Origin of the sequence: Janthinobacterium breve, from assembly GCF_051380895.1 — a bacterium.
GTDB lineage: Bacteria > Pseudomonadota > Gammaproteobacteria > Burkholderiales > Burkholderiaceae_D > Janthinobacterium.
On the sequence record NZ_JBNYXY010000013.1, the window covers coordinates 160,854 to 178,089 of the forward strand.

Annotated in this window: 21 protein-coding genes; all 21 read right to left on the reverse strand. The window is 61.5% G+C overall.

Annotated features, from left to right (window positions below):
* Positions 1-10: 10 nt before the first annotated feature.
* The 21 genes from ACQ4W0_RS25495 to ACQ4W0_RS25595 all read right to left on the reverse strand — a co-directional run bounded on the left by ACQ4W0_RS25495 (position 11) and on the right by ACQ4W0_RS25595 (position 17,204).
* A complete protein-coding gene (locus ACQ4W0_RS25495) occupies positions 11-382 on the reverse strand; it encodes a phosphoribosyl-ATP diphosphatase (protein WP_436506340.1) in 372 nt (123 codons plus the stop codon).
* The gene (hisI, locus tag ACQ4W0_RS25500) at positions 379-816 is read right to left on the reverse strand and encodes a phosphoribosyl-AMP cyclohydrolase (RefSeq protein WP_436579292.1); all 438 of its coding nucleotides are present in this window, start codon (positions 814-816) and stop codon (positions 379-381) included. Before hisI ends, ACQ4W0_RS25495 begins: the two co-directional genes overlap by 4 nt.
* Before the next feature lie 26 nt (positions 817-842).
* Positions 843-1,604 carry an imidazole glycerol phosphate synthase subunit HisF gene (gene hisF, locus ACQ4W0_RS25505; RefSeq protein ID WP_436551127.1) on the reverse strand — a complete coding sequence of 254 codons (762 nt, stop codon included), beginning with the start codon at positions 1,602-1,604 and terminating at the stop codon, positions 843-845.
* 60 nt (positions 1,605-1,664) lie between these two features.
* A complete protein-coding gene (hisA, locus tag ACQ4W0_RS25510; protein WP_436579293.1) occupies positions 1,665-2,438 on the reverse strand; it encodes a 1-(5-phosphoribosyl)-5-[(5-phosphoribosylamino)methylideneamino]imidazole-4-carboxamide isomerase in 774 nt (257 codons plus the stop codon).
* 69 nt (positions 2,439-2,507) lie between these two features.
* A complete protein-coding gene (hisH, locus tag ACQ4W0_RS25515) occupies positions 2,508-3,146 on the reverse strand; it encodes an imidazole glycerol phosphate synthase subunit HisH (RefSeq protein WP_436579294.1) in 639 nt (212 codons plus the stop codon).
* A 40-nt stretch (positions 3,147-3,186) separates the two neighbouring features.
* On the reverse strand, positions 3,187-3,777 hold the full coding sequence (gene hisB / locus ACQ4W0_RS25520; protein WP_010402123.1) for an imidazoleglycerol-phosphate dehydratase HisB: 591 nt from the start codon (positions 3,775-3,777) through the stop codon (positions 3,187-3,189).
* A gap of 19 nt (positions 3,778-3,796) precedes the next feature.
* Positions 3,797-4,891, reverse strand: a complete 1,095-nt coding sequence (gene hisC / locus ACQ4W0_RS25525; RefSeq protein ID WP_436579295.1) for a histidinol-phosphate transaminase — start codon at positions 4,889-4,891, stop codon at positions 3,797-3,799.
* A 33-nt stretch (positions 4,892-4,924) separates the two neighbouring features.
* Positions 4,925-5,863, reverse strand: a complete 939-nt coding sequence (locus tag ACQ4W0_RS25530) for a DNA-methyltransferase (RefSeq protein WP_436579296.1) — start codon at positions 5,861-5,863, stop codon at positions 4,925-4,927.
* Positions 5,860-7,185, reverse strand: a complete 1,326-nt coding sequence (gene hisD, locus ACQ4W0_RS25535; RefSeq protein ID WP_436579297.1) for a histidinol dehydrogenase — start codon at positions 7,183-7,185, stop codon at positions 5,860-5,862. The genes ACQ4W0_RS25530 and hisD overlap by 4 nt, the downstream gene beginning before the upstream one ends.
* 26 nt (positions 7,186-7,211) lie before the next feature.
* Positions 7,212-7,898, reverse strand: coding sequence for an ATP phosphoribosyltransferase (hisG, locus tag ACQ4W0_RS25540; RefSeq protein WP_436579298.1), 687 nt, complete (start codon positions 7,896-7,898; stop codon positions 7,212-7,214).
* Positions 7,899-7,912: 14 nt separating this feature from the next.
* Complete coding sequence (gene murA / locus ACQ4W0_RS25545; protein WP_436579299.1) at positions 7,913-9,163, reverse strand: UDP-N-acetylglucosamine 1-carboxyvinyltransferase; 1,251 nt, start codon at positions 9,161-9,163, stop codon at positions 7,913-7,915.
* A gap of 4 nt (positions 9,164-9,167) precedes the next feature.
* Entirely contained in the window at positions 9,168-9,404 is a 237-nt protein-coding gene (locus tag ACQ4W0_RS25550; RefSeq protein WP_034753824.1) for a BolA family protein, read from the reverse strand.
* A gap of 58 nt (positions 9,405-9,462) precedes the next feature.
* Positions 9,463-10,224: an ABC transporter permease gene (locus ACQ4W0_RS25555; RefSeq protein WP_436579300.1), complete on the reverse strand. Its 762-nt coding sequence runs from the start codon at positions 10,222-10,224 to the stop codon at positions 9,463-9,465.
* Positions 10,221-11,138 (reverse strand): ABC transporter ATP-binding protein, encoded by a 918-nt coding sequence (locus ACQ4W0_RS25560; protein ID WP_326459558.1) that lies wholly within the window; start codon positions 11,136-11,138, stop codon positions 10,221-10,223. Before ACQ4W0_RS25560 ends, ACQ4W0_RS25555 begins: the two co-directional genes overlap by 4 nt.
* 211 nt (positions 11,139-11,349) lie before the next feature.
* Positions 11,350-11,697: an STAS domain-containing protein gene (locus tag ACQ4W0_RS25565; protein ID WP_436579301.1), complete on the reverse strand. Its 348-nt coding sequence runs from the start codon at positions 11,695-11,697 to the stop codon at positions 11,350-11,352.
* Between the two features lie 52 nt (positions 11,698-11,749).
* The gene (locus tag ACQ4W0_RS25570) at positions 11,750-12,385 is read right to left on the reverse strand and encodes an MlaC/ttg2D family ABC transporter substrate-binding protein (RefSeq protein WP_436579302.1); all 636 of its coding nucleotides are present in this window, start codon (positions 12,383-12,385) and stop codon (positions 11,750-11,752) included.
* A 72-nt stretch (positions 12,386-12,457) separates the two neighbouring features.
* A complete protein-coding gene (locus ACQ4W0_RS25575) occupies positions 12,458-13,342 on the reverse strand; it encodes an MlaA family lipoprotein (protein ID WP_436579303.1) in 885 nt (294 codons plus the stop codon).
* Positions 13,339-13,809: an outer membrane lipid asymmetry maintenance protein MlaD gene (gene mlaD, locus ACQ4W0_RS25580; protein ID WP_101483233.1), complete on the reverse strand. Its 471-nt coding sequence runs from the start codon at positions 13,807-13,809 to the stop codon at positions 13,339-13,341. Before mlaD ends, ACQ4W0_RS25575 begins: the two co-directional genes overlap by 4 nt.
* An 80-nt stretch (positions 13,810-13,889) precedes the next feature.
* Complete coding sequence (gene mlaE, locus ACQ4W0_RS25585; RefSeq protein WP_101483234.1) at positions 13,890-14,675, reverse strand: lipid asymmetry maintenance ABC transporter permease subunit MlaE; 786 nt, start codon at positions 14,673-14,675, stop codon at positions 13,890-13,892.
* The gene (locus tag ACQ4W0_RS25590; protein ID WP_436579304.1) at positions 14,672-15,481 is read right to left on the reverse strand and encodes an ABC transporter ATP-binding protein; all 810 of its coding nucleotides are present in this window, start codon (positions 15,479-15,481) and stop codon (positions 14,672-14,674) included. The genes mlaE and ACQ4W0_RS25590 overlap by 4 nt, the downstream gene beginning before the upstream one ends.
* 259 nt (positions 15,482-15,740) lie before the next feature.
* The gene (locus tag ACQ4W0_RS25595; protein ID WP_436579305.1) at positions 15,741-17,204 is read right to left on the reverse strand and encodes a glutamate synthase subunit beta; all 1,464 of its coding nucleotides are present in this window, start codon (positions 17,202-17,204) and stop codon (positions 15,741-15,743) included.
* Positions 17,205-17,236 lie beyond the last annotated feature (32 nt).

The window sequence follows — 17,236 nt, forward strand, 5'->3', positions numbered from 1 at the left end:
CTCCAGTAGGTCAGTGTTTGTCTGTTTCGCCGGCGTCGCGCAACGCATCCTTGCGGGCCGCCTTTTCTTCCAGGCCGGACAAGCCTTCGCGGCGCGCCAGCTCGTCGAGCACCTGCTGCGGCGTCAGGTCGAACTGCGCCAGCATCACCAGCGAGTGAAACCACAGGTCGGCGCATTCGTACAAGACCTTCGATGGGTCGTTGTCGCGGCGCGCATCCTTGGCGGCCATCACCGTTTCCGTCGCTTCTTCGCCGATTTTTTTCAAAATGGCATCATCGCCCTTGGCAAACAGGCGCGCGACATAGGAGGTGGCGGGGTCGCCGCCGTTGGCAGGCTTGCGCGATTCGATCACGGCGGCCAGGCGCTTTAAGGTTTCACTCATTTGGTCTTGCTTTCCGCGTAAATCGTATCAGGGTCTTTCAGAACGGGGTCGGTGATATGCCATTCGCCCGTTTTTTCGTCGCCTTCGAATTTCTGGAAGAAACACGAATGACGGCCCGTATGGCAGGCGATGCCGCCGGCTTGCTCGATTTTCAGCAAGACCACGTCTTCATCGCAATCGAGGCGGATTTCCAGCACCTTTTGCGTGTGGCCCGATTCTTCGCCCTTGTGCCAGAGTTTCTTGCGCGAACGGCTCCAGTATACGGCTTCGCCCAGCTCCACCGTGCGCGCCAGCGCGTCGCGGTTCATCCAGGCGAACATCAGCACGTCATTGCTGCCCGCTTCCTGCGCGATCACGGGCACCAGGCCGTGCTCGTCCCATTTGACCTTTTTCAGCCACTTGGCATTGCTTGCTACGATGGTTCCGTTTTGCATGTTCTGTATCCTGGGTACTATTTTGTTTACGCCAGGCGCATGGGGATGCCCTGCTGCGCCATGAAACGCTTGGCTTCCTGCACCGTGTGCTGACCATAGTGGAAGATGCTGGCTGCCAGCACGGCATCCGCGCGGCCCACCTTGATGCCGTCGACCAGGTCTTGCAAGCCGCCCACGCCGCCCGAGGCGATCACGGGAATGCTGACGGCATCGGACACGCCGCGCGTCAGGCCCAGGTCGAAGCCGACCTTGGTGCCGTCGCGGTCCATGCTGGTGAGCAAGATTTCGCCGGCGCCCAGGCTTTCCATTTTACGCGCCCATTCAAACGCGTCCAGACCGGTGGCTGTGCGTCCGCCATGGGTAAACACTTCCCACTTGCCGGGCGACACCTGCTTGGCGTCGATGGCGACGACGATGCATTGCGAGCCGTGCTTTTGCGATGCCTCAAACACCAGTTGCGGGTTCGTCACGGCCGAGGTGTTGATGCTGACCTTGTCGGCGCCCGCGTTGAGCAGCCGGCGCACGTCTTCCACCACGCGCACGCCGCCGCCCACGGTCAGCGGAATGAACACTTGCGACGCCACCGCTTCGATGATGTCGAAGATCAAGCCACGGTTGTCGCTGGACGCGGTAATGTCGAGGAAAGTGATTTCGTCGGCGCCCTGCTCGTCATAACGGCGGGCAATTTCCACCGGATCGCCCGCGTCGCGCAATTGCGTGAAGTTGACGCCTTTGACGACGCGGCCATTGGTCACGTCGAGGCAGGGGATGATACGTTTTGCAAGCATGATGGTATCCAGATTGTCGCCCGGCCCGGGCATGCACGCGCACGCCCCGGCCGGACTGGCTTAAACGGCGGCGTCGGTCAGCGCGTCGGCGCGTTCTTGCGCCTGCGCCAGGTCGATCGTGCCTTCATAGATGGAACGGCCGCAGATCACGCCTTCGATGCCTTCGGCCTGGACCGCGCACAGCGCTTCCACGTCGCCGATATTGTGCAGGCCGCCCGAGGCGATGACGGGGATCTTGACCGCTTGCGCCAGCTTGACGGTGGCGTCGATATTGATGCCGCCCATCATGCCGTCACGGCCGATGTCCGTGTAGATAATCGATTCGACGCCATAGGCTTCGAATTTTTTCGCCAGGTCGATCACTTCGTGGCCCGACATCTTGCTCCAGCCATCCGTTGCTACTTTGCCATCCTTGGCGTCGAGGCCGACGATGATGTGACCCGGGAAGGCGCCGCAGGCGTCGTGCAGGAAGCCGGGACTTTTCACGGCCGCCGTTCCGATGATGACGTAGGTGATGCCGGCGTCGAGGTAGCGCTCGATGGTGTCGAGGTCACGGATGCCGCCGCCCAGTTGGACGGGGATTTCCTCGATGTCGTTTTCCAAGGCGAAATCCTGCACTGCCTTCAGGATGGCTTTCACGGCGCCTTCGTTCTTCGGCTTGCCGGCAAAGGCGCCGTTCAGGTCGACCAGGTGCAGCCGGCGCGCGCCTTGCATCAGCCAATGGCGAGCCATTTCGGCCGGGTCTTCGGAAAATACGGTGGCAAGTTCCATATCGCCTTGTTTCAGGCGTACGCAGTGACCGTCTTTCAGGTCGATGGCGGGAATAAGCAGCATGGTCAGTGTGGTGTCAGAGTGAGTGAGAAGCGAAGCCGGAAAGGCCACGAAGGTACATCAAAAGGTACGTCAGGGTTGCCAGTGAACGAAGTTCTTGTACAGCTGCAAGCCAGCGGCAGCACTTTTTTCAGGGTGAAACTGTGTCGCGAAAATATTATCACGCGCGACGGCGCACGCGAACGGCGCACCATAGACAGTCTCGCCCACCGTGTGCGCCGCCTCTTGAGGTTGAGCAAAATAGCTGTGCACAAAGTAAAAATACGCGTTGTCGTCTATGCCCTCCCACATCGCATGGGACGCCGTTTGCCGCACTTGGTTCCAGCCCATTTGCGGCACCTTGAAGCGCGAGCCGTCTTCCTGCACCTGGCCGTCGAGCTGGAAGCGCACAACCTTGCCTGGCAGCAAGCCCAAACCGGCCGCATCGCCCTCTTCGCTGCCGTCGAACAGCATTTGTTCGCCGATGCACACGCCCAGCACGGGCTTGCTGTCGGCGGCGCGCAGCAGCGCTTCGAGCACGCCCGATTCGCGCAGGCTGCGCATGCAGTCGGGCATGGCGCCCTGGCCCGGCAAGACGATGCGGTCGGCGCTGTCGATATCGGCAGCGAGGCCGGAAATGCGCACGTCGGCTTCCGGCGCCACGGCACGCAGCGCTTGCGCCACCGAGCGCAGGTTGCCCATGCCGTAATCCACCACCACAATTTTATTCATGTGTTTAATCTCAGAATTGACAGTGTATCCCGGCCAGCGCTTACAGGCTGCCCTTGGTCGATGGAATGATGCCGGCCGCGCGCTCGTCGAGCTCGGCAGCCATGCGCAGCGCGCGGCCAAAGGCTTTGAACACGGTTTCGCACTGATGGTGGGCGTTCGTGCCGCGCAAGTTGTCGATATGCAAGGTCACGCCCGCATGGTTGACGAAGCCGCGGAAAAATTCCAGCGTCAGGTCGACGTCGAAACCGGCGATCATGGCGCGCGTAAACGGGATATGGTATTCGATGCCCGGGCGGCCCGAGAAATCGAGCACCACGCGCGACAGCGCCTCGTCCAGCGGCACATACGCGTGGCCGTAGCGGCGGATACCTTTCTTGTCGCCGATGGCCTTGGCCACGGCCATGCCCAGCGTGATGCCCACGTCTTCCACCGTATGATGGTTGTCGATATGCACGTCGCCCGTCGCTTCGATATCCAGGTCGATCAAGCCGTGACGGGCGATCTGGTCCAGCATATGGTCGAGGAAGGGCACGCCGGTATTGAGCTTTTGCTGGCCCGTGCCGTCCAGGTTGAGGGCGACGCGAACTTGCGTCTCATTGGTGTTGCGCGTGATTTCTGCGGTGCGGTTCATGGGAGGCTCTGGCGATAGGCTAAACGAGGGATGCCTTGAAGGCATCGTAAAAAAGGGAATTTTCTTCCGGGGTGCTGACGCTGATGCGCAGGCAATTGACCAGCGCAGCATGCATTTTACTCATATTTTTAATTAAAACCCTGCGGGCAAGCAGTTTTGCGCAAACATCGTCGGAATCAGCCACACGAATCAGAAGAAAATTTGCCTTCGAGGGAAACACCGTCACGCCAGGCAGCGCCGCCAGGCGCAGCGCCAGGTCATCGCGCGCGCTGTTGAGCAAGGCCGCCTGGGCATTCAACACGTCGAGGTGTTCGAGCGCAAATTCGGCCGCCGCCTGCGTCAGCACATTCACATTGTAGGGCGGGCGCACTTTTTCAAACTGCGCCAGCAGGGCCGGCGCGGCCGACATGTAGCCGAGGCGTATGCCGGCCAGGCCCAGTTTCGAAACGGTGCGCATCACTACCAGGTTCTCGAATTCGGGCAAGCGGCCCATGAAGCTGTGCTGCGCGAACGGCTCATACGCTTCGTCGACGACGGCGATGCCCGTGTCACCGAGGGCGGCGAGGATGCGTTCGATATCGGCGCTGGCAAACAAGTTGCCCGTCGGGTTGTTCGGATACGCGAGGAACACCAGCGCCGGGCGGTGCTGTTCGATGGCCGCCAGCATGGCCGGCATATCCAGGCTGAAGTCCGGGTTCAACGGCACGCCAACGAAATCCATGCCGGCAAACTGCGCCGAGCGGGCATACATGACGAAGGCTGGCACGGGCGCCAGCAGCACGGCGCGCTTGCCCGGCTCCTGGTGGGCGCAAGCCATGGCCAGGATGGAGATCAGTTCATCGGAACCGTTGCCCAGCATGACCTCGTAACCGTCTGGCACGCCCAGTTTGGCGCAGATGGCCGCCTGCAGGCTGGCGTAGGACGGCGGATAGCGGTTCAGCGCCACGCCGGCCAGGCGCGTGCCCAGTTCCTCGCGCAGATGCTGCGGCAGCGGATACGGGTTTTCCATCGCATCGAGTTTGATGTAACCGCTGGCATCGGCTACCTGGTAGCTTTTGACGGCCCGCACATCGGTCCGCACGGTGTTGCTGATTAACTGATCGAGGAAAGACATGCTGCAAACACTCCTGATGGAATTAAAGGGAGACTAAATGACGACGTCTTCCGGCACGGCGGCGCCGCGCGCCTTGCGGGCCGGCGCTTTTTTCACGGCGGGCGGCTTTTTCGCCGTTGCAGGCTTCTTGGCAGCCGCCGGTTTCTTCACGGCCGCCTTGGCGGCCTTCGCCGCGGGAGCCGCCGGTGCGGCCAGTTCCTGCGCCAGTGCCGCCAGGCGCTGTTCGATGATGGCGCAGTAGTCGGGATTGAGTTCAAAACCGACGAAATCGCGCCCGCAGCGCTTCGCCGCCAGCGCCGTGGTGCCGCTGCCCATGAACAGGTCGAGTACTACGCCGCCGGGCGGACAGGAAGCCTTGAGCATGCGCTCGATGATTTCCAGCGGCTTTTGCGTCGGGTGGTCGGCCCGTTCCGGGTGTTCCTTGTGCAGGCGCGACACGCTCCACAAGTCTTTCGGGTTGTAGCCCACTTCCAGCCATTTGGCGCCGATGAAAATCGAGCGCGAACGGGCTTTCTTGGTCGCCGCGTCGTAGGCGATGCGCACCGCATCAAGGTCGAAGTAGTAATCCTTGCGCTTGACGAAGAAGCCGATGGTGTCGTGCACCGATGAAAAGCTGCGCACGCTGCCGCCCATGGATGGCACGCGGCGGTCCCAGATGATTTCATTCATCATCGCCATGCGCTGTTTCAGCATGACGAAGATCTCCGGCGAATAGCGCCAGGTGAGAAAAATATACAGGCTGCCATTGGCTTTCAGCTTGGGCAGCGCCGCATCAATCCAAGCTTCCGTCCAGCGCAGGTAGTCGGCCACGGACTGCTGGTCCGAGGCATTGCCGTAATCCTTGCCCAGGTTGTACGGCGGGTCGGTCAGGATCAGGTCCACGGAACCATCGGGAATGCGCGCCAGCCCCGCCAGCGCGTCCTCGCAATAGACCCGGTTGACCCAGTCCGGCCGCTCCGCCATATTCGTCATGGCTGCGGCTTCAAACGCAGTTCGGCGCTGCGCGCGTGGGCTTGCAAGCCTTCGCCGTACGCCAGGGTGGCGGCGACACGGCCCAGGGTTTGCGCGCCCGCTTCGCTGACGTGAATGATGGACGAGCGCTTCTGGAAGTCATACACGCCCAGCGGCGACGAAAAGCGCGCCGTGCGCGAGGTGGGCAGCACGTGATTGGGGCCGCAGCAATAGTCGCCCAGCGATTCGGACGAAAAGCGCCCCAGGAACATGGCGCCCGCGTGGCGTATCTGTTCGGCCCACTGCTGCGGGTTTTCCGCCGAGATTTCCAGGTGTTCCGCGGCGATGGCATTGGCGATTTCACACGCCTCTTGCATGCTGCGCACCTTGATCAGCGCGCCCCTGTCCTGCAGCGACGTGCTGATGGTGGCCTGGCGCGGCATCGTCGGCAGCAACTTGGCGATGCTCGCTTCGACTTTGGCGATGTATTCCGCATCGGGGCACAGCAAGATCGCTTGCGCCAGTTCGTCGTGCTCGGCCTGCGAAAACAGGTCCATCGCGACCCAGTCCGGGTCCGTCGTGCCGTCGCACAGCACCAGGATTTCGGATGGCCCGGCGATCATGTCGATGCCGACGATGCCGAACACGCGGCGCTTGGCGGCGGCGACATAGGCGTTGCCGGGGCCGACGATCTTGTCGACGGCGGCAATCGTCTGCGTGCCGTAGGCCAGCGCGCCGACCGCTTGCGCGCCGCCGATGGTGATCACGCGCGTCACGCCGGCGATTGCGGCGGCGGCCAGCACCATCTGGTTTTTCACGCCATCGGGCGTCGGCACCACCATGATGATTTCGCCCACGCCCGCCACGTGCGCGGGAATGGCGTTCATCAGCACGGAAGACGGGTAAGCAGCCTTGCCGCCCGGGACATAGATGCCGACGCGGTCCAGCGGCGTGATCTTCTGCCCCAGCACCGTGCCATCGGGCTCGGTGTAGCTAAAACCGCGCAATTCTTCGCGCTGGCGTTCGTGGAAGGCGCGGATGCGCTGCGCGGCGATCTGCAGCGCTTCGCGCTGCGCCGACGGCAAGCCGTTCAGGGCCGCCTGCAATTCGGCTTGCGAAATATCAAAGGCCGCCATTTCCGCCGCGCCGCCATGCGGGATGCGGTCGAAGCGGTTGGTGTATTCCAGTACGGCGGCGTCGCCGCGCGTTTTCACGTCGGCCAGGATTTTCGCGACCGACGTTTCAATCGCTGCATCGGTGCCCGCCTCGAACGCCAGCAGCGTATCGAGCGATTGTTGGAAACCATCCTGGCTTGAATCGAGCTTGCGTATCTGTATCGGCATAATCGGCTTTCTGCTACTGAGAGTGTCTAGGCTTGCGAGGCAGCTTGCGAAGCACGTTCAAACGCCTCGATAATCGGCTGCAAACGCTCGCGCTTGAGCTTGAGCGCCGCCTGGTTGACCACCAGGCGCGACGAGATTTCCATGATGTGCTCGACCTCGACGAGGTTGTTCGCGCGCAAAGTGCTGCCCGTGCTGACCAGGTCGACGATGGCGTCGGACAGGCCGACCAGGGGCGCCAGTTCCATCGAGCCATACAGCTTGATCAGGTCGACGTGCACGCCCTTGGCGGCGAAATGCTCGCGCGCCGTGTGCACGAACTTGGTGGCCACGCGCAGGCGCGCGCCCTGCTGCACGGCCTTTTCGTAGTCAAAGCCGGCCTGCACCGCCACCGACATGCGGCAGGCGGCGATATTCAGGTCGATCGGCTGGTACAGGCCTTCGCCGCCGTGTTCCAGCAAGACATCCTTGCCCGCCACGCCGAAATCGGCCGCGCCGTACTGCACATAGGTCGGCACGTCGCTGGCGCGCACGATGATGACGCGCACGTTCGGATCGTTGGTGGCCAAAATCAGCTTGCGCGAGGTCTCCGGGTTTTCCAGCACCTTGATGCCGGCCGCTTCCAGCAGCGGCATGGTGTCCTCAAAAATGCGACCTTTCGAGAGCGCCAGGATCAGCTGGGAGCTGTCACCGTTGTTCGATCCGTTCATGCTCATTCCTTTTCTTGTTGTTACTTGATGCGCACGATGTTCGCGCCCACTGCGGACAGCTTCACTTCCATGCGGTCGTAGCCGCGGTCGAGGTGATAGATGCGGTCGATCAGCGTTTCGCCGTCGGCCGCCAGGGCGGCGATCACCAGCGAGGCCGAGGCGCGCAGGTCGGTCGCCATCACGGGCGCGCCACGCAGCTGCTTGACGCCGGCGATAATGGCCGTGTTGCCCTCGATGGTGATGTCGGCGCCCAGGCGGTTCATTTCCTGCACGTGCATGTAGCGGTTCTCGAAAATCGTCTCGGTGACGCGGCTGGCGCCATTGGCAATCGTGTTCACGGCCATGAACTGCGCCTGCATGTCGGTCGGGAAGCCCGGGTATTCCGTGGTGCGGAAGCTGACGGGGTTCGGACGGGCCGACATTTCGGCGCGGATCCAGTCGGCGCCAAAAGTCATCGTCAGGCCCATGGCGCGCAGCTTGTCGAGCGCCGCGTCGAGGATATCGGTGCGCACGTTGCGCAAGGTGATGTCGCCGCCGGTGGCCGCCACTGCGCACAGGAAGGTGCCCGTTTCGATACGGTCGGCGATGACCGCGTGCGAGGCGCCATGCAAGGCGTCGACGCCCTGGATCACCAGGCGGCTGGTGCCGATGCCGTCGATCTTTGCGCCCATGGCCACCAGCAGGTGCGCCAGGTCGGTTACTTCCGGTTCGCAGGCGGCGTTTTCCAGGATGGTCTCGCCTTCGGCCAGGGTCGCTGCCATCAGCAGGTTCTCGGTGCCGGTGACGGTGATCATGTCGGTGACGATGCGCGCGCCTTTCAGCTTGGCGCACTTGGCGTAGATGTAGCCCGCTTCGATGCGGATCTCGGCGCCCAGCGCTTCCAGGCCCTTGATGTGCTGGTCGACGGGGCGCGAACCGATGGCGCAGCCGCCCGGCAGCGAGACCTTGGCTACGCCGAAGCGCGCCAGCATGGGGCCCAGCACCAGGATCGAGGCGCGCATGGTCTTCACCAGTTCATACGGCGCTTCCAGGGTATCGATGGCACTGCCATTCAAGACCACGCGGTCGCCGTCCTGTTGCACCTTCAGGCCCGTCTGGCCCAGCAGTTTGAGCATGGTGGCCACGTCGTGCAGGTGCGGCACGTTCGTCAGGTCCAGGTCGCCCGCAGTCAGCAGGCCGGCGCACAGGATGGGCAAGGCGGCGTTTTTCGCGCCGGAGATGGCGATGTCGCCGTTCAGGCGGTTGCCGCCGTTGATGAGGAGCTTGTCCATGTGCTTATCCTTGGAATTCTTCAGGTGTCAGGGTTTTCATCGACAGCGCATGGATTTCCTCGCGCATGCGGTCGCCCAGCGCCGCATAGACGATCTGGTGACGCTGGATCAAACGCTTGCCGGCAAATGCGGGCGAAACGATCACGGCCTGGAAGTGCTGGCCATCGCCCTCCACTTCGAGGTGCGTGCATTCGAGGCCGGCCGACAGGTAGCCGTGGATCAGTTCTGGAGTGGTGGTCACGATAAGTCCTTGATATTGAATAATGTAGTGATGTGATGTGCCGCAATCAGTGTCGCAACTAGTGACGCAAACGATAGCCGCTTTTCAGCAGGCGGATCGACGCCAGCGCCAGGATCACGAGGAAGCCGGCGACGATGGAAAGACTGAGCCACGGGCTGACGTCGGACACGCCGAAGAAGCCGTAGCGGAAACCGTCGATCATGTAAAAGAAGGGGTTCAGGTGCGATACCGTCTGCCAGAACGGCGGCAGCGAGTGGATCGAATAGAACACGCCCGACAAAAAGGTGGCCGGCATGATCAGGAAGTTCTGGAAGGCGGCCAGCTGGTCGAATTTCTCGGCCCAGATGCCGGCGATCAGGCCCATGGTGCCCAGCATGGCGGCGCCCAGGAAGGCAAAGATGACGATCCACAGGGGCGCGACAAACGACAGCTTGGCGAACCAGCAAGTGATGGCAAACACGCCAAAGCCCACGGCCAGGCCGCGCGCGACGGAAGCAAGTACATACGCCGAGAAGATTTCCCAGTGCGACAAGGGGGTGAGCAGCACGAACACCAGGTTGCCCGTGATCTTCGACTGGATCAGCGAAGACGAGGAGTTGGCAAACGCGTTTTGCAGCACGCTCATCATCACCAGGCCGGGAATCAAAAAGGCCGTGTAGCTGACGCCGGGGCTCGGCTCCACGCGGCCGTCGAGCACATGGCCGAACACCAGCAGGTACAACATCGACGTGAGCACGGGCGCGGCCACGGTTTGCGTCGCCACTTTCCAGAAGCGCAGCGTCTCTTTGTAGACGAGGGTGCGAAATCCTGTCGAAATCATACGGTACCTTTATCCATGATCTGCAAGAAGATATCTTCCAGGTCGGCTTGTTGCAATTGCATTTCATCGATTTCGACGCCCGCTTCACGCAGGCGTGCGAGGATTTTCTCGACTTCGCTGTATTCGTTGACGCGCAGGCTGAACTTGTTCGGTGCCTGCTGTTCTTCCGGGTGCAGCACCAGGTGCTGCAGGTCGGCAGGCAAGGCGCCGTGTTTCAGGTGCACCTGCAGCTGCGAACCGGCGATGCGGCGGATCAGGGCCGACATGGTGTCGAGCGCCACCACCTTGCCGGTTTTCAGCATGGCGACGCGCTGGCACATGGCTTGCGCCTCTTCCAGGTAGTGGGTGGTCAGCACGACCGTGTGACCGCCTTCGCGGTTCAGGCGCGAGATGAACTTCCACAGGGTCTGGCGCAGTTCCACGTCGACGCCGGCAGTCGGCTCATCGAGCACGATGACGGGCGGCTTGTGCACCAGCGCCTGGGCGACGAGCACGCGGCGCTTCATGCCGCCTGACAGGGCGCGCATATTCGTGTCGGCCTTGCCGGTCAGGTCGAGGTTTTCCATGACCTCGTCGATCCACTTGTCGTTGTTCGGCAGGCCGAAATAGCCGGACTGCAGGCGCAGGGTTTCGCGCACGGTGAAAAACGGGTCGAACACCAGCTCCTGCGGCACCACGCCCAGGTTGCGGCGCGCATTGCGGAAGTCCTTGACCACATCGTGGCCGTGGATCTTGACGGTGCCAGCGTCGGGGCGTATCAGGCCGGCGATGATGGAAATGAGGGTCGTCTTGCCGGCGCCATTCGGGCCGAGCAGGCCGAAAAACTCGCCTTCCTCGATGGCCAGCGACACGCCGCCCAGCGCCTTGAGCGATTTATAGCTCTTTTCTACATTCGTGATTTGAATTGCGGTCATGTGCTTGTTTCAAGTGTAATGCGTCTGGTGTGATGCGCCAGTTGCCGGAGACATCCAGGCCGGCAGGCCGGTGCAGGGCGCCGCCTTCAGGTGAGGATGGCGCAACAGTCAATTATAGTTGGAAAATTCGTGGAACACTTGGAGATCAATCCGGCGGCGCTGCTGGCCAGCCGGCTTGAAAGCTACTGCTGATGCGGGGAGTGGGACAGGATCAATGATGATGCAGGTCGGACGGGCTGCGTTCGGCGAGGCCGCCGGCGCTGCCGCAGTCGTCGGCGCTCAAAGTGCTCGAGACAAGCGAGCAGACGCCATACAGCTTGGTGAGGTTTTTCAGGTTGTTCGGCAGGTTTTTCAGCTCCAGCACGCCGCCCGCATCCTGCGCGGCGCGCTGCCACGTCAGCATGACGGAAACGGCGGCCGAATCGACGGCCTTGACGTTGCGCAAGTCGAACTTGGTCTGACCCGAGCGGATGGCGTCCAGACCTTGCTCCAATGCCACAGTGGCATTGTGCACGGTCAGGGAAGTCAGGGACTGCAAAGTGTCGAGAGAGTCGGGCATGGCGTCGGGCTGCGCTGGTCTGGAGCTGGTTCAGGAGCTATATGATAGCCGATTATTTGGCTTTGACAGCAGGACGGCTGGCCAGGGCCTTGTTTTTTGCCTGCAAGGTCTTGATCAGGCCATCGATGCCGCCCTTGCTGATCTCGCTGGCGAAGCTGCTTTTATACGTTTCCACCAACCACGCGCCCAGCACGTTGATGTCATAGATCTTCCAGCCGGACGGGGTTTTCGCCACGCGGTAGTTCAGGGGCACGGGTTCGCCGCGCGCCACGTTGACCTGCGAGCGCACTTCCACTTCCGTATCGGCCGGATCGGCGCGCATCGGCTTGAATTCCACAGTTTCGTTCTTGATCTGCGACAGGGCGCCCGAATACGTGTAGATCAGCAAGGTGCGAAATTCCGCGGACAGCTGCCTTTGCTGGTCCGGCGTGGCGTCGCGCCAGAAGCGGCCGGCGGCCAGGGCCGTCATGCGCTGGAAATCCACGTACGGCAAGACCTTGCTTTCCACCAATTCGGTGACACGCTTGATATCGCCAGCCTGGATGGCCTTGTCGTTCTTGGCCGTGTCGATCACGTCCTGGCTGATGCGCTTGACCAATACGTCCGGCGCTTCCATAGCGGGGGCGGCCTGGGCGGCGGTGGCAAAGGCGATGGTCGCCATCGCCAGCAGTTGTTTCATCAATTTCATGGTTCTACCTTTCATGGTGTTGCTATGCACCGGCTGGCGTTGATCGCAGCCGTGGTGTTTCTGTACCCCAGTTTACTCCTGGCGCTTGGTCTCGGCTGCAACGGCATTGCTACCAGATGTTACGAGGTCCGCGGGCGCCACCACAGCGGCGGCGGCCGTGGCCGCAGGCGCTACACTGTCCGCGGGCGGTTTTGCCTCGTACTCCGGCTCATAATCGCTGGTGTCGTTTTTTGGCACTTTTCGGTCGCGGCGGTCCGTATCGCCATCAAAAACCTTGCTTTCGCGCGCCTGCAGGAAGCCGTCGCGGATGAATTCATAGCGGTCCAGCGCGGCCGCTTCCATCAGGTTCGTCGCGTCGAGCAGCGCGGCGCGCTTGTCGACTACGCGCGTCACCGTGCCGATATTGCGCACCGAGACAGGGTCCTTGTAGCGCCATGGGTCGCCCGTGATATCGAGCGGCAGGGCCACCGTGTCGCGCACGGTCGATGGGCCCAGCAGCGGCAGCATCACGTACGGACCGGGCTGGACGCCATACCAGCCCAGGGTCTGGCCAAAGTCTTCGTTATGCTTCGGAATACCCGCCTGCGAGGCGATGTCGATCAGGCCGAAGAGTCCGAAAGTCGAGTTCATGCTGACGCGCACGACGTCCTGCAAGCCCGCTTCACCCTTGCCTTGCAGCAAGTTGTTCACGGCGCTCCACACATCGGACAAGTTGCCGAAGAAGTTGCCCACGCCCGTTTGCACGAACGACGGCGTGACCGTCTTGTAGGCCGTGGCGACCGGTTTCAGGGCCACCTGGTCGACGGTGTCGTTGAACTTGAACATGGCGCGGTTATACCCCTCGAGCGGGTCGCGCGGATTGCTGCCGGTGGCGCAAGCGCTTACGCTGGCGGCGATGGCCAGGGCCAGGCCGATACGCGCCAGGCTGCCTTGGGGTTGCTTGATCGACTCGCTCATTTGCTGTCCTTTCCTTCCGCTGCCTTGCTGTAGATGAACTGATTGATCAGGTCTTCCAGCACTGTGGCCGATTGAGTACGGGCGATCTTGTCGCCCTCTGCCAGGTTCGCCAGATCGCCGCCTGCTTCCAGGCCGATATATTGCTCACCCAGCAAACCGGCCGTCAAAATCTTGGCCGAGCTGTCTTTCGGAAATTTGTAACCATCTTCGATGTCGAGTTTCACCAGCGCCTGGTAAGTCTTGTCGTCAAACCGGATCTCCGCCACGCGCCCCACCACCACGCCAGCGCCCTTGACGGGCGCCTGCGGCTTGAGACCGCCAATATTGTCGAACTTGGCGCTAATGGTATACGTCTTGCTGAAAGACAGCGAGCTCATATTGCCGGCCTTGAGCGCCAAAAACATCAATGCCGCCACACCCAGCAAGACGAACAAGCCGACCCAGACATCCATAGATTTACGTTGCATAAACAATCCTAAATTATTTTTACTTGCTGCCGCCTGCGCAACATCCTGCCCAGGCCCGCTGTTTGTTCGCTGATCGGCAATTACTTGCTAAACATCAACGCCGTCATCATGAAATCGAGCCACCACACCATCAACGACGAAATCACCACCGTGCGCGTGGTCGCGCCGGAGACGTCTTCCGGCGTCGGCTGTGCCTGGTAACCCTGGAACAGCGCGATGAACGTCACCGCAATGCCGAAGACCATGCTTTTGACATAGGTACCGTTGGCGATATCTTTCCAGACATTCACACCGCCCTGCATCTGCGACCAGAACGAGCCTTCATCGACGCCGATCAGCACCACGCCCACCAGGTAGCTGCCGATGACGCCGACGGCCGTGAAGATGCCGCCCAGAATCGGCATGGCGATCACGCCGGCCCAGAAACGGGGCGCCAGCACGCGCTGGATCGGATTCACGGCCATCATTTCCATGGCCGACAACTGCTCGCCCGCCTTCATCAGGCCGATTTCCGCCGTCAGCGAGGTGCCGGCGCGGCCCGCGAACAGCAGCGCCGTGACGACCGGACCCAGTTCACGCATCAAGGACAGCGCCACCAACTGCCCCAGCGACTGCGTCGCGCCAAAGGTGCTCAGTGTGTAATAGCCTTGCAATCCCAACACCATGCCGACGAACAGGCCAGACACGGCGATAATCAGCACCGACCGGCTGCCGATGTAAAACAATTGCTCGATGAGCAAGTGTGGACGACGCCACAAGCCACCTGAGGAGGCGATAATGAGAAAGAAGGAACGTACGGCAAAGCCAAGGTCTTGTACTGAATTACGCAACCATGCACCGATTGCCGCCAGGAAACGCGCGATCATCGGCCCGCTCCTGCATGCAGGCCAAGGTCGTCGGCCAGCGACTTGCCCGGATAGTGGAACGGCACGGGGCCATCGGCCTCGGCATTGACGAACTGCTTGACGTACGGATGCGTCGACGCGGCCATCTCGGCCGGCGTGCCGTGCGCCACGATCTTGCCCGATGACAGAAAATAGACATAATCAGCGATGGCGAAACACTCCTTCACGTCGTGCGATACCAGGATAGACGTGGAACCCAGCGCATCGTTCAGATTGCGGATCAAATTGGCCGTCACGCCCATGGAAATCGGGTCCAGGCCGGCGAACGGCTCGTCGTACATGATCAGTTCGGGGTCGAGCGCGATGGCACGCGCCAGCGCGACGCGCCGGCCCATGCCGCCCGAGATCTCGGCCGGCTTCAATTGCGCCGCGTTGCGCAGTCCCACTGCGTGCAGCTTCATCAGCACCAGGGTGCGGATCAGCTCTTCATTCAGGTCCGTGTGTTCGCGCAGGGGAAACGCCACGTTTTCGAACGCCGTCAAGTCTGTAAACAAGGCGCCGTGCTGGAACAGCATGCCCATCTTGCGGCGCAACTGATATAACTCGTCGGTCTTGAGCGTATGCACGATCTGGCCGTCGATATTCACGGAGCCAGAACTGGGGCGCAATTGCCCGCCGATCAGGCGCAATACGGTCGTCTTGCCACTGCCGGAGCCACCCATGACGGCCACAACTTTTCCACGTGGGAAATCCATTTGAAGGCCCGATAAAATCGAACGTTCTCCATAGGCAAAGTGTAAATCACGGATCTCAACAAGATTTGGCACGACGAAGCTCACTATTTTAATGGCGTATTGTAGTGCAGAAACGCCAACCTCTGCTGAGACACCCCTAGAGACAGCCCCGTAAAGGGGAAGAATACAACACTAATGAATTGAAAGTCAGATATTGTAGTGGAAATTTGACCTGCGCATCGCGTCCCCATCCGATAGCGTTCACGGCTGTCGACTTGATCAGTAAAAATGACAAAGGCCACGTCGCAATCCGCGTCGTGACCCTGTCAAAAAACGAACAATTGCTCGTTAATTAGCGTGGCAGCAGCGATGCCCCCATCAGGAACTCATCGACGGCGCGCGCGCACTGGCGCCCTTCGCGGATCGCCCAGACCACCAGCGACTGGCCACGGCGCATGTCGCCGGCCGCAAACACCTTGGCCACCGAAGTCTGGTAGCAACCCTGGCCCTCCGTGCTGGCCTTGACGTTGCCGCGTGCATCCGTATCGACGCCAAACGCTTCCAGCACTTGTTGCACAGGGGAAACAAAACCCATGGCCAGGAAGACCAGGTCGGCCTTCATCTCGAATTCCGAGTTCGGCACTTCGCTCATCTTGCCGTCTTTCCATTCCACGCGGCAGGCGATCAGCTTTTCCACTTTGCCGCCCTTGCCTTCGAAACGCTTGGTCGCCACGGCCCAGTCGCGTTCGCAGCCTTCCTCGTGCGAGGACGAGGTGCGCAGCTTGGTCGGCCAGTACGGCCAGACCAGCGGCTTGTTTTCCTGTTCCGGCGGCTGCGGCATCAGTTCGAACTGGGCCACCGAGGCGGCGCCATGGCGGTTCGAGGTACCCACGCAGTCGGACCCCGTGTCGCCGCCGCCGATCACCACCACGTGCTTGCCCGTCGCCTTGATCTGGTCCTTGAGCTTGTCGCCCGCGTTGACCTTGTTTTGCAGCGGCAGGAAATCCATGGCGAAATGCACGCCTTTCAGCTCGCGGCCCGGCACGGGCAAGTCGCGCGGCTGCTCGGCGCCGCCGGCCATGATGACGGCGTCAAATTCTTTTTCCAGGTCTTCCGGGAAAATGGTTTCCTTGGCCCAGTTGTTGACGTGGGCAGGGAAATCCTTGCCGACCAGCACGCTGGTGCGGAAGACCACGCCTTCGGCTTGCATCTGTTTCACGCGCAAGTCGATGTGCGACTTTTCCATCTTGAAGTCAGGGATGCCATAACGCAACAAACCACCGACCCGGTCGCTCTTTTCAAACACGGTGACGGCATGGCCGGCGCGCGCCAGTTGCTGCGCCGCCGCCAGGCCGGCAGGGCCGGAGCCGACGATGGCCACTTTCTTGCCCGTGCTGAAAGGGGCCGGCTGCGGCGTGACCCAGCCGTGCTCCCAGCCCATGTCGATGATTTTATGTTCGATCGACTTGATGCCGACCGGATCTTCATGGATACCCAGGGTGCAGGCCGATTCGCACGGTGCCGGGCAGATGCGGCCCGTAAATTCCGGGAAGTTGTTGGTCGAATGCAAGATGTCGAGCGCTTCGCGGTAAGCGCCGCGGTACACCAGGTCATTCCAGTCGGGAATGATGTTATTCACGGGACAACCCGTGGTGCAGAAGGGAATGCCGCAATCCATGCAGCGCGCGCCCTGCACGGTGGCTTGCGCATCCGACAGGTGCAGCACGAATTCCTTGTAGTTCTTCAGGCGCGCGGCAGGCTCCAGATAGTGTTCGTCCTGGCGCTTGAATTCCATGAAGCCGGTAATTTTACCCACGATTATTCCTTTGTATTTTTAGCTGGCGGGAG